Here is a 16,478-nt window from a genome sequence, read left to right as displayed (position 1 = left end):
AGAGCGGCAAGAAAAACGTGGGGGACGAAGCAGCGGCGCGGTGGAGCCCGGAGCGGGTGCTCGAACTCGCGCCGGACGCCGCGTCGGCGAAAGCCGGGCGCGGGCAGGCGGCGCCGGCCAAGTGGTCGGGCGCGGGCGCGTCGGGCCGCGCGGTCTGGGGCGCGTGCCAAGGCAGCGGGAAGCGGCCGTACCAGACGACGGTGGAAACGGCCGGGCCCGCGTTCCGGTGCAGCTGCCCGAGCCGGAAGTTCCCGTGCAAGCACGCGCTGGGGTTGCTGCTGCTCTGGGCCGACGGGCAGGTCCCCCGCGAGGAGGAGCCCGGATGGGTGCACGCGTGGCTGGAGGAACGGGCCGCGCGGGCGGAGCGGGCCGAGAAGAAAACGGACGCGCCGAAGGATCTCGAAGCGGCGGCGAAGCGGGCGCAGGAACGGCTCGCGCGGGTCACCGCCGGGGCCGCTGAGCTGCGCGGATGGCTCGCCGACCGGGTGTCCGCCGGGTTCGCGGCGTTCGAGCGCGGCGGTGCCGACGAGCTGTACACCGTCGCCTCGCGGATGGTCGACGCGCAGGCTCCCGGGCTGGCGAACGGCCTGCGCCGGGCGGCGGCGCTGGTCGGCCGCGGCCGGGACTGGCCGGATCGGCTGCTGGCCGAGTTGTCGCTGGTGTACGTGCTCGCGGACGCGGCGGGCAGGCTGGAATCGCTGCCGGGCGGGCTCGCCGACACCGTCCGGACCCGGCTCGGGTTCTCGGTGAGCACCGCGCAGGTGCTGGAGTCCGGCGAGCGGGTGCCGGACCAATGGCTGGTCACCGGCGCGATCGACGAGGAGCAGGACTCGCTGCGCAGCAGGCGCACCTGGCTGCGGGGCAAGCGCAGCGGCCGGGACGCGCTGGTGCTGTCGTTCGCGCCGCCCGGGCGTCCGCTGGACAGTTCGCTGCCGCCGGGGTTCGTGGTCGCCGGAGAGCTGGTGTTCCACCCGGGCGCGGTGCCGCTGCGGGCGGTGTTCGACCATCGCGAGGAACCCGTGGCGGCGGAATCGGCGCCCGTCGGCGGGAGTTTCTCCTCGGCGCTCGCCGGGCATGCCGCCGCGCTCGCGGCTGATCCGTGGCTGGACCGGTGGCCGATGCTGGCGAGCGGCCTCCGTCCGGCGAGGCACGGCGAGGGCTGGGCACTGTCTGATGTGGACGGTGCGGCGCTGCCGCTGGCGCCTTCCGCGGATCCCTGGCCGCTGCTGGCGCTCGCGGCCGAGCGGCCGGTGACAGTGGCCGCGGAGTGGACGACGGCGGGGTTGCGGCCGTTGAGCTGCTGGCATCGCGACGGGATGGTGCGACTGTGACTGCTTGGAACGACCTCGTCAGCACCGTCCTTCTCGGCACCCGCCGCAGGACCTTCGACCCCGCCGGATTGCCGCCCGGGGTAAGGGAAATCGCCGAGCACCGCACCGAGCCCGCCGACCAGGCGCTCGCCGCCGCGGCGGCGTACACCGGCTACCGGCGGGCCGGGCAGCGACCGCTCGCCGGCATCGACCCCGAACCGGCCGCGGCGGAGGACGCCCGGCCGTTCGTCCCGGCCCTCGCGCGGGCCCGGCTCGGGCACCTGCTTTCCGCCAACCGCCCCGAGCTGGTCGAGGAATGGCTCGCCACGGTGGCGGACAAGGGATTCCGCGTCCCCGCCGAGCGGCTGCCCGCACTCGCCGACGCGGCGCGGACCCGGGTGTCGCTGCGGGCGCCGCTCGCCACGGTCGCCGGTCCGGTCGGGGCGTGGCTCGGCGAGCGGAACCCGGATTGGGCGTTCCTCGTCGCCGCCGCGGACGACACGAGCGACGACGCCTGGCGGTTCGGCACCGCCGCCCGGCGGCAAGCCTGGCTGGAACGCGTGCTCGTCGCCGATCCCGCCCGCGCGCGGGAGGCGCTCGCCGAGGCGTGGGGCAACGAACCGGCCGACGTCCGGGCGACGTTCCTGGCCGTGCTCGGCGAGCACCTCACCGCCGAGGACGAGCCGTTCGTGGAAGCCGCGCTCGGCGACCGGGCGGCCGGGGTGCGCGAGATCGCGCTGCGGCTGATCGGCCGGTACCCCGATTCGGCCTCCGGCAGGCGGATGACCGAACGGCTGCGTGCCTGCGTCACCGTGCGCAGCCGCGCGCTGCGGGCCGACGTCCTCGAATTCACCCCTCCCGAACCGGACGACAGCCTGATCCGCGACGGCATCCGCGTCCCGGCCGGTCCCGGGCAGGGCACCGCCCGGCTGCGCGCCCTCATCGCCGCCACTCCCCTGCGGTTCTGGGCCGAGTACGGCACCCCGGGCGAGCTGGCCGGGATGCTCGTCGAAGGACCGCCGCTGAACGTGGTGCGCGAAAGCTGGGCCACCGCCGCGCTCCGGCAGCGCGACGAACAGTGGGCGCAAGCCCTCGTGGAAGCCGAGCCGGGCGGCCGCAGCACCGCCGCGCTCATCGGCGTGCTGTCGCCCGAACAACAGGCCGCCACGGTCGCGAAGCTGACTCGGGGGCTGCCGGTCGAAGCCCTCACCCGGCTCATCCTCGACCTGCCGCAGCCGTGGCCCGCCGCGCTCGGCACGGTGCTGCTCGACTGGGTCGCCGGGCAGCGCGACCACCGGCTGGTCGCGCACGCGGCCGCGCTGATCGCGAAGGCCGTGCCCGTCGCCTGCCTCGGCCACCCGCTGGCCGAGATCCCGCTTCCCGGCGAAGCCGCCCCGTGGCGGCGCGCAGTCGCCGAAACCCTGTCCTTCCGCCGTGAAATGCACAAGGAGCTCGCATGACGTCCCCCGTCCTCCGGCCGCACGCCGAAGCCGAATACGCCGGCGAACTGGCCGCCCTCGCCGCGGCCGACGACCGGGCGAAACCGCCGTCGTGGCGGCTTTCCCCGTGGGCGGTCGTCACCTACCTGCTCGGCGGGAAACTCGACGACGGCACCGAGATCAGCCCGAAGTACGTCGGCCCGCGGCGGCTGATCGAGGTCGCGGTCGCCACCCTCGCCACCGACCGCGCGCTGCTGCTGCTCGGCGTGCCGGGCACGGCGAAGACCTGGGTGTCCGAGCACCTCGCGGCGGCGATCAGCGGGGACTCCACGCTGCTCGTCCAGGGCACCGCGGGCACCTCCGAGGAGCAGATCCGCTACGGCTGGAACTACGCCCGGCTCATCGCCGAAGGGCCGAGCGACCAGGCGCTGGTCGAAAGCCCGGTCCTGCGCGCGATGCGCGACGGCAAGGTCGCCCGGCTCGAGGAGCTCACCCGGATCCCGGCGGACGTGCAGGACTCGCTGATCACGATCCTGTCCGAGAAGACGCTGCCGATTCCCGAACTGGGCTCCGAAGTGCAGGCCCGGCCCGGGTTCACGCTGGTGGCCACGGCGAACAACCGGGACAAGGGCGTCAACGAGCTGTCGAGCGCGCTGCGGCGGCGGTTCAACACGGTCGTGCTGCCGCTGCCGGACACCGCCGAAGCCGAGGTGGACATCGTCCGGCGCCGGGTCGGCCAGCTGGGCACCGCGCTTTCGCTGCCCGCCGAAGCCGCCGATCTCGCCGAAATCCGCCGCGTGGTCACGGTTTTCCGCGAGCTGCGGGCCGGCCGCACCGAGGACGGCCGCACCGCGGTGAAGACCCCGTCGGGCACGCTGTCGACGGCGGAAGCGATCAGCGTGCTCACCGGCGGTCTCGCGCTGGCCGCGCACTTCGGCGACGGCGTGCTGCGCGCGCAGGACGTCGCGGCCGGGATTCACGGTGCGGTCGTGAAGGATCCGGTGGCCGACAGCGCGATCTGGACCGAGTACCTGGAGACCGTGGTGCGCGAGCGGGAAGGCTGGGCCGACTTCTACCGGGCAGGCCAGGAGATCGCCGGATGACCACTCATCTCCTCGGGATCCGGCACCACGGTCCCGGTTCGGCGCGGGCGGTCGCCGCCCGGCTCGCCGAGCTGGAGCCGGACGTGGTGCTGATCGAGGGACCGCCGGAGGCGGACCAGCTCGTCGACCTCGCCGCGGACGAGGACATGCGGCCGCCGGTGGCGCTGCTGGCGTACGCGTCCGACGACGTGTCGCGCGCGGCGTTCTGGCCGTTCGCGGTGTTCAGCCCGGAATGGCAGGCTTTGCGGTACGCCGCCGCGGCCGGCGTTCCGGTGAAGTTCTGCGATCTCCCGGCAGCGCACCAGTTCGCGCTCGGCGAAGAACGCACCGCGCCCCGCGCCGACCCGCTCGCGGAACTCGCCGCGGCGGGCGGATACGACGATCCGGAACGCTGGTGGGACGACTTCGTCGAGTCCCGCCGGGGCGAGGAATCGCCGTTCGAGGTGATCGCCGACGCGATGACCGCGCTGCGCGAGGGCGACCGGCCGGACGATCCGCACGAGCAGCGGCGCGAGGCGTACATGCGGAACGTGCTGCGCAAGACGCGGAAAGAAGGCTACGAACGGATCGCCGTGGTGTGCGGGGCTTGGCACGTGCCCGCGCTGGCCGATCCGCTGCCGCCCGCGTCCAAGGACCAGGCTGTCCTCAAAGGACTCCCGAAGCGGAAGGTCGTCTGCACGTGGGTGCCGTGGACGCACGGCAGGCTCGCGTCGGGCACCGGCTACGGCGCGGGCGTCCGCTCCCCCGGCTGGTACCACCACCTGTTCAGCACCTCCGGCGACGTCACCACCCGGTGGCTCACCGCCGTCGCCGGCGTGCTGCGCGAGGAAGACCTGCCCGTCTCCACCGCGCACGTGATCGAAGCGGTCCGGCTGGCCGACACGCTGGCCGCGTTGCGCGGCCGGTCGTCCGCCGGGCTGGCCGAGGTCGACGCCGCCACCCGCGCGGTCCTGTGCGGAGGCGACGACGTCCAGGCCGACCTGGTCACCCGGCGGCTGGTGGTCGGCGAACTGCTCGGCGAGGTCCCGGACCGCGTCCCGCAGGCGCCGCTGGCCGCCGACCTGGTCGCCACCGCGCGGCGGCTCCGGCTCAAACGCGAGCCGCAAACGCGAGAGCTGGACCTGGACCTGCGCACCTCCGGCGGGCTCGACCGCTCGCGCCTGCTGCACCGCCTGCGGATCCTCGGCATCCCGTGGGGCGAGCCGGAGCTGTCGTCGGTCCGGAGCAAAGGCACCTTCCGGGAGACCTGGACCCTGTGCTGGGAACCGGGTTTCGAGGTCGACCTGGTCGCAGCCGCCGTGCACGGAACCACCGTGCCCGCCGCAGCCACCGCCGTCGTACGCGAAACCGTCGCGGAATCTCCCTCGCTCGCGGACATCACCGCCGCGGTGGAACGCTGCCTGCTGGCCGACCTCGGCGACGCCCTGCCGGAAACCCTCGCCGCCCTGGACACCCGTGCCGCCGCCGACGCAGACGTCGCGCACCTGATGACGGCCCTGCCTCCGCTGGCCCGGGCCACCCGCTACGGCGACGTCCGCGGCACCGACACCGCGCAACTGCAAGAAGTCGCCGACCGGATCCTCACGCGGGTCTGCGCCGGTCTGCCGCCCGCCGTGCACGGCATCGACGAGGAGGCCGCCGCGCAGTTCTGCGAACTGGTCGACGACGTCCACGAAGCCACCGACCTGCTGGGCGACGCCGCCCGCGAGCGCTGGTTCACGGCGCTGGCCCGGCTGTCCGCCCGCGACGCTCTGCCGCCGCTGCTGGCCGGCCGCATCGTGCGCCTGCTGCACGACGCCGACCTGCTCGACGGCGCGGAGGTCGAACTCCGGCTGGGCCGCATGCTCACCCCCGGCATCGCCCCGACCGACGGCGCGGCCTACGTCGAAGGCTTCTTCTCCGGCGGCGCGCTCCTGCTGGTCCACGACGAACGCATGCTGGGCGTCGTCGACACCTGGCTCTCCTCGATCCAGCCCGAGGTCTTCACCGAGGTGCTTCCTTTGCTGCGCCGTACTTTCGGAGCCTTCGCCGGTCCGGAGAAACGCGCGATCGGCGAACGCGCCGCCACCCTGTCCGGCGCTCGCCAGGTCTCCTCGGCGGTCGCCGAAGACCTGGACGAGATCCGCGCCGCAGCCGCCTTGCCGGTCTTCGCCACCCTCCTGGGAGCCGCCTCGTGAACGCTGATCCCGAACGCCTCCGCCGCTGGCGCCTAGTGCTGGGCGGAGATTCCGACGGCACCGGACACGCACTGTCCGAAGGAGACAAAGGCGTCGACAACGTGCTCGCCGCCCTCTACGACGAGCGCCCCAAGAACGCCCGCGGCAGCGGCGACCGCAGCGGCGGCCTGCAAGCCTCCGCGCCGCGGGTCGCGCGCTGGCTGGGCGACATCCGGAAGTACTTCCCCGGCTCCGTCGTCCAAGTCATGCAACGCGACGCCGTAGACCGCTTGGGCATCACCCGGATGCTGCTGGAACCGGAACTGCTCAGCGCGGTGGAGCCGGACGTCCACCTGGTCGGAACCTTGTTGTCCCTCAACAACGTCCTGCCGGAAGAGACGAAGGAAACCGCACGCACCGTCGTGCGCAAGGTCGTCACGGAACTGGAAGAACGCCTGGCCGAACGCACCCGCGCGGCAGTCCGCGGCGCACTGGACCGAGCGGCCCGCACCCAACGCCCGCGAGGCGCGGACATCGACTGGGACCGCACGGTCCGCCGGAACCTGAAGCACTACTCCCCCGAGCTGAAAACCATTGTGCCCGAACAGCTTTTCGGCTTCGGCCGCCGCGAGCAGAGCGTCCGGCGCGACGTGATCCTGGCCGTCGACCAGTCCGGTTCGATGGCGGAATCCGTGGTGTACTCGGGGGTTTTCGGCGCCGCGCTGGCCTCGATGCGCGCACTGAGCACGAAGTTCGTCGCGTTCGACACCGCGGTAGCCGATCTGTCCGACCACCTCGACGACCCGGTCGACGTCCTGTTCGGCACCCAGCTCGGCGGCGGCACCGACATCAACCGCGCGTTGGCGTACTGCCAAGGACTCGTGGAGCGCCCGGAGCAGACCCTCTTGGTGCTGATCAGCGACCTGTACGAGGGCGGAGTGCGCGACGACCTGCTGCGCCGGGTCGCCGACCTGGTGGCGTCCGGGGTGCAAGTGGTCACGCTGCTGGCGCTGTCCGACTCCGGAGCGCCGTTCTACGACCACGACAACGCCGCCGCGCTCAGCGAACTGGGCGTGCCCGCTTTCGCCTGCACTCCGGACCTGTTCCCGGAGCTGATGGCCGCGGCGCTCCGAAGGGAGGATTTGACCCGCTGGGCCGCCTCGGCGACCGCTCAATGACCCGGCGCGCCTAGCCTCTTCCGCCGGGAACGGTTCGGCGAGCGCGGGCTAGGGAGCGAACCCCCGCTCGCTGGTCCGTCCAGCCCAGCGAAACGCGTCGCGCGAGCCGCCACGTTTCCCGCTCGAGAGATCTCAGCCAGCCGAGCGGTCCAGCGCGTCCAGCAGCCAGGTGTGCGCGACTCCGATCGGCGCAGCTTCTCCGGTGATTTCGCCCGCGAGACGCCAATAGCGGCGCACCTGCGGATGCCGATCGCCAGCGGTGCGCCGTCGCAGTGTGCAGCGGAACTCCGGGGTGTCGCGGGTGCCGGACGCGGCGGCGTGGGCTTCGGCAAACCGGTCGAGTGCCGGTCCTGGTTCCGGCTCGGATCCGGCCGCTACCTGCGGGGCCGCCAGCTCGCAGGCCTCGCCGACGCCTTCGTGGAGGGCGCCCAGGTGTGTGACCAGCGGGCTGGCGCGCAGCCGGGCGGCGAACGCGCGGTCGGCGGCGAGCAGCACTAACTCGGCGTAGGCGACGACCTGCTCCGGGGTCGGCAGCTCGGGCGGCCGCGGCGCGCTCACGGCGAGGAACATGTCTGCCGTGTCCGGCGGGACGGCGCCGGTGGCCATCGGGTGCCAAAGGCGGACCAGGGCCGCATGCGCGGCGAACCCGTCCGTCGCGGCGGACAGCAACTCGAGCCGGGCGGCGCGGGCGGCAGGCGGTGCCTCCTCGACGGCGCGGAGGGCTGAGCGTCGCCAGGCCAGCGTCGTCAACTCGCGGTCCAGCGCGGCGCGCTCTGCGGACACGGCGTCGGAAAGGGAACGTTCTCCGGCGAGGACGTCCATAATCGGCTTCAAGCTCAGCCCGAGTCCGCGCAAGCGCCGCACCAGGACGAGACGGTTGACGTCCGCCGGGTCGAATCGACGGTGTCCGCCGGCGCTGCGCACGGGTGCCAGCAGTCCCTCGTCGCAGTAAAAGCGAATCGTGCGGACGGGCACGCCGGTGCGCCGCGCCAGGTCGCCGATCCCGAGTGTGTCCCCAGTCACTTCCGATGGAACCTCCAGTCGGGTGGAGTTCCTACGGTACGGCCATGGATCTCGACACCGCACGAATTGTCCAGGGATTGCACGAGCACACCGCCGGGTTCGCGAAGGCGGTCGCCGGGGCAGACTCGGAGGCTCCGGTGCCCACCTGCCCGGAATGGCCCCTGCGAGTGCTGGCCGGTCACGTCGGCCAGGCGCACCGCTGGGCGGCGGACCTCATCCGGTCCGGTCCGGCTCCAGTTCCCGACCCGTTCGAGGCGGACCCAGGCGCACCCGGCGAATGGTCGGCCTGGCTCCAAGCGGGCGCCGCGGACCTCGCCGACGCGGTGCTCGCTGCCGCCGACCGTCCAGTGTGGACCTACTTCGGCCCGCGACCGGCGACGTTCTGGCTGCGCCGCATGCTCCACGACACGACCGTGCACCACGCGGACGCGGCCTTCGCCGCCGGGACCGCGTTCGCAGTGGCACCGGACCTCGCGGCCGACGCGATCAGCGAGTGGCTGGAAATGCTGTCCCATCCGGTCATGGCGACGCTGAGTCCGGGTTTCTCGGCCCTGCGCGGCACCGGCCAGACGCTCCAGCTCCGCACTGGCGACGGCGCGGGCTGGCTGATCACCCGCACTCCCGACGGCGTCCGATGGACACCCGCCGCGGACGCCGCGGACGCGACGCTGACAGGTTCGGTCCAGGACCTCCTGCTGGTGCTCACCCGGCGCCTGCCAGCCGACCGGGTAACGATCACTGGCGACCGCGACCTGGCCGACCACTGGCTGGCTCACTCGGCGGCGTGAGCGCGTCGAACTCCCGGAAGCCCCGCGCTGCCGAACCCCTCGACCTGTCGAGTTCAGCAGCCTGGGGTCCTTTTCGGCGAGCTTCAAAAAGCACACCGGACTGACCCCGAGCGAGTACCGGGCCCGTCCCGTCAAGCAGGACTCGGCCCGGGCCAGTCAGCCGAGCCGGTTCCTGAGTGAGGACGGACACCGTCGCTGACCAAGCACCAAAGACCGAGCGCAACCCACGACATCAGGAGGTCACGCGCTGCGCCCCCACCCGCTCGAACCGCAGCACCCCGTCGTCCATGCGGCTCAGGCGGAGATCCGCTGCGTCCAGCAGGTAGTTCTGCCGCATCAGCCATGGGCGGCGGTCGCCTTGGCGGGGCAGGACTGAGGCGGCGCGGGTGAGGTAGCCCGACGTCAGGTTCATGATTGGCCGCCGTCGCGTGGACGGGATCGCCGGCGGGCGGGGCACACAGGTGTCGAAACCGTTGCGCGACAGGTGGTTCAGCAACCGGCACACGTACCGCGAGACGAGATCCGAGCGCAGCGTCCAGGAGGCATTCACGTAGCCGATACACCAGGCCAGATTCGGCACTCCGCCGAGCATCATTCCCTTGTACACCAGTTGTTCCGACGGTTCGATCACCTCGCCGTCTACGCTCAGCTCGATTCCGCCGAACGCGATCACGCGCAGGCCGGTCGCGGTGACGACCACGTCCGCGGGCAGGTGTGCGCCGGATTCCAGCGTGATGCCGTCGGGGGTGAAGCGGTCGATCCGGTCGGTGACGATGTCCGCGCAGCCGCTGCGGAGTGCGCGGAAGAAATCGGCTCCGGGCGTCAGGCAGAGTCGTTGGTCCCAGGGCCGGTACCGGGGCGAGAAATGGGGGTCGACCGGGATCGAGGCGGGCAACTGCTTCGCGGCCGCGTCGCGCAAGAAAGCCGCGGCGCGGTCGGGCTGGCGGCGCGAGAACTGGTACAGCAACGTTGTCACCAGGACGTTCTTCGTGCGCACCGCGTGGTACGCGAGCCGCGCAGGCAGGAATCGACGCAGGCGGCGGGCGAGCGAGTCCGTCCACGGGCGGGACAGGACGTAGCTCGGCGAGCGTTGCAGCATCGTCACTGACTCCGCCGTGGAAGCCAGTTCCGGCACCAAGGTCACCGCGGTGGCGCCGCTGCCGATGACGACCACTCGTTTGCCCGTGAAGTCCGACCCCTCCGGCCAGAACTGGGGGTGCACGATCTCGCCGCGGAACGAGTCGCGGCCGGGGAAGTCGACGACGTGGCCGTTCTCGTAGCTGTAGTAGCCGCTGCACAAATACAGGAAAGAGGAGGTATGAGTGACGACCTCGCCGTCGTGCGAGGCCTCTACCGTCCAGCGGGCCGCGGCGGACGACCAGGACGCGCGGACCACCCGGTGCCCGAACCGGATGTGCCGGGAGACCTCGTGCTCAGCGGCGGTCTCGCGGATGTACTCGAGGATCTCGGCTCCGGACGCGATCGCCTGTTCCTTGCGCCACGGCCGGAACGGGTAGCCGAGCGTGAACATGTCCGAGTCGGAGCGCACGCCCGGGTACCGGAAGAGGTCCCAGGTTCCGCCGATCGTGTCCCGCGCTTCGAGGACGGCGTACGTCCGGTCCGGCGCCAGCTGCCGCAGCCGGCAGGCCGCGCCGATGCCGGACAGCCCGGCTCCGACGACCAGGACATCGAAATGCGCCACGATTCCTCCCCGCGTGAAGCGATTCCGCCCCACTTTACGGCCGAGGCCGGATCAAGTGGGGCCCCGCCGGGCCGGGCCGGGAACCACCGGCCCGGCGGGGAAAACCGGGGTCACCGCAGGGAAACCACTGTGGTGGCGCCGAAGGTGTCCTTGAGCGGGACCTCCACCGTGCGCCGCCGCACCGTCACGCGGACGCTGTCCTGCAGCTGCGTCGGGTCGGAAACAGCGAGGCTGTTCCTGCCGAGCGCCACCGAAGCGGGTCCTGAAACGGATACCTCGTCTACCGTACCCGCACTGTAGAAGTTTGCGAGCAGTGTGTTATCCCACAGCCGCAAGGCCTGGACAGCGGCCGTATTAGCCCGCACGCGCCACGCGAGCACCGAAGCGATCGTCCCGACGACCGACGCGCCCGGCAGGACTGCGTACGCGTACTTCGCGTCCACCGGCTTCGCGCCGTGCTCGATCACCAGCTTCTGGTACCGCCGCGTGTTCGGTGTTGTGGTGCCCTTCGTGTTGGCGCCGGTGTCGACGTCGCGCCACGCGCCGGTCCGGTCTTCGCGCAGTGCGGTGACCTCGGCGTTGTCGAGCAGGACGTAGCCGCCGACGTGGTCGAGGTGCAGCCAGCGCGGCCGGTGCAGCGTGCTCGAATCGCCGACCACGCGCGCGTCGGCCAGCAGCGTGCCGCGTCCGTTTTCGCCGAGGTTGCGGTTTTCGATCGTCGTCCGGACCGCCTGCCCGGACGTGTCGGTGATCCCCGCGCCGAGGCAGACGATGCCCGCCGGAGTGAAAAACCACGACTTCTTGGCCGTCAGCGAACCGTCTTCGGAGACGAAGTCCATCGCGTACGCGCCGTGCCGGGCATCCCAGCGCACGCCGCCGACGTGCGCTTTCGTCGTCAACGGCGTGGCCGCCAGCGGACCCGGCGGACCGGCCTTCGCGGTGGTCCCGGGCAGCAGGGCCGGATCGACGGTCGGCCAATAGGCGTCCGAGTAGTGGCCTTTCGCGTGGGGAAGGAACAGATACAGCACCCCGTCGCCGACGTGCCAGCCGTGCAGGTTCATCCCGTTGATCGACTCGTAGCGCGAGATCCGCGCGGAGCCGACGCCGAGCGAGGCGGACCAGCCCTCGGTCACGTGCACCATCCGGTCCTGCTGCCCGAAGATCCGGTGCGCCGCGACGATCGGCGCGGGCCGCACGCGCGCCGCGAGCATCTCCTGCGCGAACTCGATGCCCGGCGTCGCGACGAGGTCCGGACCGGGCGCGAACCGTTCGGGGTCGGGGATTTCCAGGAACGGCGCGTACGTGCCTTCCTTGATCCACTTGGCGGCGAGCTCGGACAGTTCGGTCTTCACGGCCCCGGTCGCCGACCTTGCGAGGACCAGAGTCGCGACAGTCAGCTGGTGCCCGATGTCGTGCGCGGTTTCGCCCTGGCGCGACAGCATCCGCCCGCGCACCGGCTCCATCAGCGCACCGGCGTACACGAACGGCGCGAACGTGTCGCCGACCAGCGCGTACACCTTCTGCTTCAGCTCGTCCGGCAGCGCGTACTCGGTGCCTTCGGTGACGTGGATCGTCCCGGCGAGCGCGGTCAGCAGGACGATGCCGTAGTGGCCGGGGTACGGGATGGTGTCGTGCTGGATGAACGAACCGTCGGCGTGGAAGCCGTCGCCCGCCGCGCGGTTCAGCTTCGCCAGGACGCTGGCCGCTCCCCCGCCGGCGACGTCGGTGATCGCGTCGATGCCGGTGCGGATCCACGCGGTGTCGCCGGTCAGGGCGCCGGAGACGACGGAGATCAGCGCCTTGTCCGCCCGGTTCGCGCCGGTTTCGACGATCTTCGGGTTGTTCGCGCGCAGATTCGGATTGCCGACGAACCGCTTGACCGGGCTGACATACCGCGCCAGTTCGTCGGCGGTCAGCTGGTCGGCGACCGTGACGAGCGTGTGCAGCAGGTAATACGGCACGCCGATCTCGTAGGTGTACCAGTTGCCGATCTCGCCGACCTGCGGGTTGTACTGGCTGGCGTAGATCAGCTCCAGCGCCTTCTTGATCCCGTCGAGCACCTTCGGGTCGCCGGACAGGGTGCTGCCGGGAGTTCCCCAGTCGACCGCGATCGCCCGCAGCCGCGCGTACATCGACGTGGTGTAGTCGCTGCCCGGGCCGAGCGGAAGGTCAGTCCACAGTGGACCGGTGCCGGACACCGACATGCTGTCGTAGTACGACTTCGCGACCCGGCCGAGGTTCTTCAGCGCGGCCGTGCGTTCCGGCGACGGGCGGTTGATGCCCGTCTGCAGCTCGCGGTAGCCGGCGACGATCTTCTTCAGCGGATCAGCAACGGGCGCGGCGAAGGCCGGGCGCGCCGTGGCGACGAGCACGGCGGCGACGGCACCGCCACGCAGTGCGGTTCTGCGGTTCACGGGCATGACGGTGCCTCCCAGTGGGGTTGGGTCGTGAGCGCTGAGCCGGCGGGAACCGGCCCAGCCGCTCACGAGGGGGTCTGCTCAGCGCGCTCCGTCGACACGGCGCGGCAGCTGCCACGGGTTCGCTTCCTGCAGGGCTTCCGGCAGCAGAGCGTCCGGGAAGCTCTGCCACGCGACCGGGCGCAGGAAGCGTTCGATGGCGGCGGTGCCGACCGACGTCGTGGTCGGCGCGGTCGTCGCCGGGTACGGGCCGCCGTGCTGCTGCGCCCAGCTGACCGTGACGCCGGTCGGCCAGTCGTTCCACAGCAGCCGTCCGGCCAGCCGGGTCAGGGAGGGCAGCAGCGGGCGCACGAAGTCGGCCTCGCTCTCCTCGCCCTGGACCGTCGCGGTGAGGCCGGGTTCGAGGCTGTCCAGCACCTCGATCAGTTCCGCCTGGTCGGAGTACGTGACGATCAGCGACGCGGGCCCGAAATGCTCCTCCCGGACCGCCTCGCCGCCCGCCAGGAACTGCTTCGCGGTGGTCGCCAGCAGGGACGGAGTGAACGCGTCGCCGTCCTGCGCGCCTTCCACGACCGGCTCGACCCCTGGCGCCGCACGCAACTCCGCCAGTTTCCGCGCGAATCCGGCGGCGATGCGGTCGTTCAGCATTTCCTGCCGGCCCACCGCGCCGACCGCCTCGCGCAGGGTGTCGTCCAGGCCGTGGCCCTCGGGCAGGAACAGCAGGCCCGGCTTGGTGCAGAACTGGCCCGCGCCGAGGCTGAACGACGCGGCGTAGCCCTTCGCCACGGCCTTGCCGCGCGCGGCGACCGCACCCGGCGTGACGACGACCGGGTTGACGCTGCCCAGCTCGCCGTAGAAGGGAATCGGCGTCGGCCGCGAGACGGCGATGTCGAACAGCGCGCGCCCGCCCGGCACGGAACCGGTGAACGCGGCGGCGGAAATCCGCGGGTCCTTGAGCGCCGTGACGCCCTGCTCGACCCCGTGGATCACCGCGAACGCACCCTCCGGCGCACCCGCGGCGGTCAGCGCCCGCGCGACGATCTCGCCGGTCCGCGCCGAGAGTTCTTCGTGGCCCGGGTGCGCCTTGAGCACTACCGGGCACCCGGCGGCCAGCGCGGAAGCGGTGTCGCCGCCCGCGACGCTGAACGCGAACGGGAAGTTGCTCGCGGCGAACACGAGCACCGGCCCGATCGGCACGAGCACCCGGCGCAGGTCCGGCCGGGGACCCATCGGCCAGTCGGGATCGGCGTGGTCGACGGTCGCGCCCAGGAACTGCCCGTCCCGCAGCACTTCGCCGAACAGTCGGAGCTGGAACGTGGTGCGCGCGAGTTCGCCCTTCAACCGCGGCGCGGCCGGCAGGTGCGTTTCCCGGTGCGCCAGCGGAACCAGCTCGTCGGCGGCGGCATCGAGCGCGTCCGCGGCGGCGGACAGCCAGCGCGCCCGCTCGGCCGGGGTGCTCTCGGCGAACGGCCGGGCGGCCGCCGCGGCGGCGGCGAGCACGTTTTCCAGTTCCGTGGCGGAAGTTTCGCGGCTCAATGGATTCTCCTCGTCAAGCAAGTTTCAGGGCGCCGAGTGCGGGGCGGCCCGGTTGGCGGACGTGCTTCGGGGGACGGCCGGGCGGCTGCCTGCACGCTCGCTGGTCCGACGGTGGAAGTTGCGGGGCTCAATCGTTCCTCCTCGGCACCCGACTTCGCGGGACACCGAGCGCCCGGCGGCGGCAAGGACGGTTTCCGGCTCGGTGGCGAAGTTTCGCGACACGCCGAGCGCCCGGCAGCAGCCAACCGCTTCCGGCGAACGGGGCGCGGCGGCCACCGCGCTTCCCGGCCCGGCGACCGAAGTTCCACCACTCAACCGACTCCCCCGCCACCCGACCACAGCACACCCAGCACCCGGCAACAGCCAACCGCTTCCGGCGAACCGGGCGCGGCAGCCACCGCGCCTCCCGGCCCAACAACCGAAGTTCCACCGCTCAACCGACTCCCCCGCCACCCGACCACAGCACGCCCAACGCCCGGCAACAGCCAACCACTTCCGGCGAACCGGGCGCGGCAGCCACCGCGCCTCCCGGCCCAACAACCGAAGTCTCACCGCTCAACCGATCTCCCCCATCACCCGACCACAGCACACCCAGCACCCGGCAGCAACCAACCGCCTCCGGTGAACGATCGGCCAGTCGCCGCAGCCAGCAGGATTTCCGCCTCCTCCAGCAACTTCAGGACGCCGAGTGCGCCGCAGCAGTAGCCGCATGCAGATCCGCCCACCGTGCAGGCCCCGCGAGGCCCAAGTGGTACAGATGCAGCTCACTCGCCCCGGCCTTGGCCAGCTCGCCTACGTACGCCTCGATGTCCGGCACCGCGCTCGCCGCGACCGCGGTGATGTAGCTGCCGATCGCGACCCGTTCCGGCAGCGCACGTCGGGCGGCCGCGACCGCGTCGACGCTGCCCTGGCCCGGGGCCCAGTTCTGCAGCACGACCGTCTCGGCGTCGTCGGCGGCCGTCGGGGTCAGGCCGGGCAGGGCGCCGGTGACCCACGGGTCGAGCGCGCCGTGCAGCACGATCCGCGTGCCCGGCTCCAGCACGGCCAGGACCGCGGCACGCAGCGCATCGGTGGACTGCTGACGTCCGGAGAGCAGTTTTTCCTTCAACTCAGCCGGAAGTCTATCCTCCACCACTGACAAATCCGCCGTGGCGATGAGCCGCCGCACCTCGGCGCGCAAGGTTTTCCGGACCTCCGCCGGGTCGAGATCGGTCCAGCCCTCCGCGCAGGCAGAGCAGCAGCAGATCGACAACAACCGCGCGGTGGCCGGGGCCCACACGCCGTCGGTCTTCTCGTGCTGGTGCTGGTGCACGCCGCCGAGGGGGCCGCACGCCTCCAGCACAACCGACGAAAGACCAAGTCCGGCAACAGATTCTTCGGTAAGCGTCGCCGCGTATGAGCGGACCGCGGGCTGTGCCGGGCAGAGCGCCCACGGGTACGTTTCGCCGAAGCAGTTGCGCACCGCGTACTGCGGAAACTCCGTGCCCAGCTGCGAATTGTGCGTGAGCACGATCCACGCGGCAGCCGGGATTCCGGCCTCGTTGAGCCGCCGGACCGCATCGCCGCCGCTGTCCTCCGAAGAAACCCAGTCCGGCGTGGCGGGGACGAGATCGCGGCCCTTCCAGGCTTCCGCGCGCACCGGCCGGTAGAGCGCGGCGGTCCGTGCGACCACCGACGTCCGCTCGGCCGACCACGGCGTCGCGGCCCGGGCGCTGTGGTAGGCCAGCGCCACCGCGACCTCGTCCACGCCGAGGTCCAGCGCCCGTTCGACGAACGCGGGGTCGAGCACGTCCCACGGATACGCGTATCCGGTCGCCTTCACCGGG

General features: G+C 72.1%; 11 protein-coding genes. 6 read left to right on the top strand and 5 right to left on the bottom strand.

The genetic code is table 11. The features are described from left to right. Positions 1–17 precede the first annotated feature (17 nt). Genes F9C12_RS41595 through F9C12_RS41575 form a run of 5 tightly spaced genes read left to right on the top strand, consistent with a single transcriptional unit; the run spans position 18 to position 7,186 of the window. Positions 18–1,331, top strand: coding sequence for an SWIM zinc finger family protein (locus F9C12_RS41595; protein WP_409464117.1), 1,314 nt, complete (start codon positions 18–20; stop codon positions 1,329–1,331). Beyond that, positions 1,328–2,770: a DUF5691 domain-containing protein gene (locus tag F9C12_RS41590; RefSeq protein ID WP_409464116.1), complete on the top strand. Its 1,443-nt coding sequence runs from the start codon at positions 1,328–1,330 to the stop codon at positions 2,768–2,770. The genes F9C12_RS41595 and F9C12_RS41590 overlap by 4 nt, the downstream gene beginning before the upstream one ends. Next, on the top strand, positions 2,767–3,852 hold the full coding sequence (locus tag F9C12_RS41585; protein ID WP_409464115.1) for an ATP-binding protein: 1,086 nt from the start codon (positions 2,767–2,769) through the stop codon (positions 3,850–3,852). Before F9C12_RS41590 ends, F9C12_RS41585 begins: the two co-directional genes overlap by 4 nt. Continuing rightward, the gene (locus F9C12_RS41580; RefSeq protein ID WP_409464114.1) at positions 3,849–6,029 is read left to right on the top strand and encodes a DUF5682 family protein; all 2,181 of its coding nucleotides are present in this window, start codon (positions 3,849–3,851) and stop codon (positions 6,027–6,029) included. Before F9C12_RS41585 ends, F9C12_RS41580 begins: the two co-directional genes overlap by 4 nt. Next, the gene (locus F9C12_RS41575) at positions 6,026–7,186 is read left to right on the top strand and encodes a VWA domain-containing protein (protein ID WP_409464113.1); all 1,161 of its coding nucleotides are present in this window, start codon (positions 6,026–6,028) and stop codon (positions 7,184–7,186) included. The genes F9C12_RS41580 and F9C12_RS41575 overlap by 4 nt, the downstream gene beginning before the upstream one ends. A 132-nt stretch (positions 7,187–7,318) precedes the next feature. Here F9C12_RS41575 and F9C12_RS41570 read toward each other — a convergent pair whose 3' ends face one another. Next, entirely contained in the window at positions 7,319–8,209 is an 891-nt protein-coding gene (locus F9C12_RS41570; RefSeq protein WP_409179784.1) for a MerR family transcriptional regulator, read from the bottom strand. Positions 8,210–8,253: 44 nt separating this feature from the next. Between F9C12_RS41570 and F9C12_RS41565 the strand changes: the two genes are divergently transcribed. After that, positions 8,254–8,997: a maleylpyruvate isomerase family mycothiol-dependent enzyme gene (locus F9C12_RS41565; protein ID WP_409464112.1), complete on the top strand. Its 744-nt coding sequence runs from the start codon at positions 8,254–8,256 to the stop codon at positions 8,995–8,997. 232 nt (positions 8,998–9,229) lie between these two features. On the opposite strand, the gene F9C12_RS41560 is transcribed toward F9C12_RS41565, so the two are convergent. From F9C12_RS41560 to F9C12_RS41545, 4 genes are all read right to left on the bottom strand, one after another. Next, positions 9,230–10,702 carry a flavin-containing monooxygenase gene (locus F9C12_RS41560; protein WP_409467159.1) on the bottom strand — a complete coding sequence of 491 codons (1,473 nt, stop codon included), beginning with the start codon at positions 10,700–10,702 and terminating at the stop codon, positions 9,230–9,232. A gap of 107 nt (positions 10,703–10,809) precedes the next feature. After that, positions 10,810–13,119 carry a polysaccharide lyase 8 family protein gene (locus tag F9C12_RS41555; protein WP_409464111.1) on the bottom strand — a complete coding sequence of 770 codons (2,310 nt, stop codon included), beginning with the start codon at positions 13,117–13,119 and terminating at the stop codon, positions 10,810–10,812. 78 nt (positions 13,120–13,197) lie between these two features. Then, entirely contained in the window at positions 13,198–14,652 is a 1,455-nt protein-coding gene (locus F9C12_RS41550; RefSeq protein WP_409464110.1) for an aldehyde dehydrogenase (NADP(+)), read from the bottom strand. A 676-nt stretch (positions 14,653–15,328) separates the two neighbouring features. Then, on the bottom strand, positions 15,329–16,474 hold the full coding sequence (locus tag F9C12_RS41545; RefSeq protein ID WP_409464109.1) for a hypothetical protein: 1,146 nt from the start codon (positions 16,472–16,474) through the stop codon (positions 15,329–15,331). Positions 16,475–16,478: the final 4 nt, after the last annotated feature.

The sequence above is a fragment of the Amycolatopsis sp. GA6-003 genome, assembly GCF_046267895.1.
Lineage (GTDB): Bacteria > Actinomycetota > Actinomycetes > Mycobacteriales > Pseudonocardiaceae > Amycolatopsis.
This window is presented reverse-complemented; position numbering and strand designations above follow the sequence as displayed.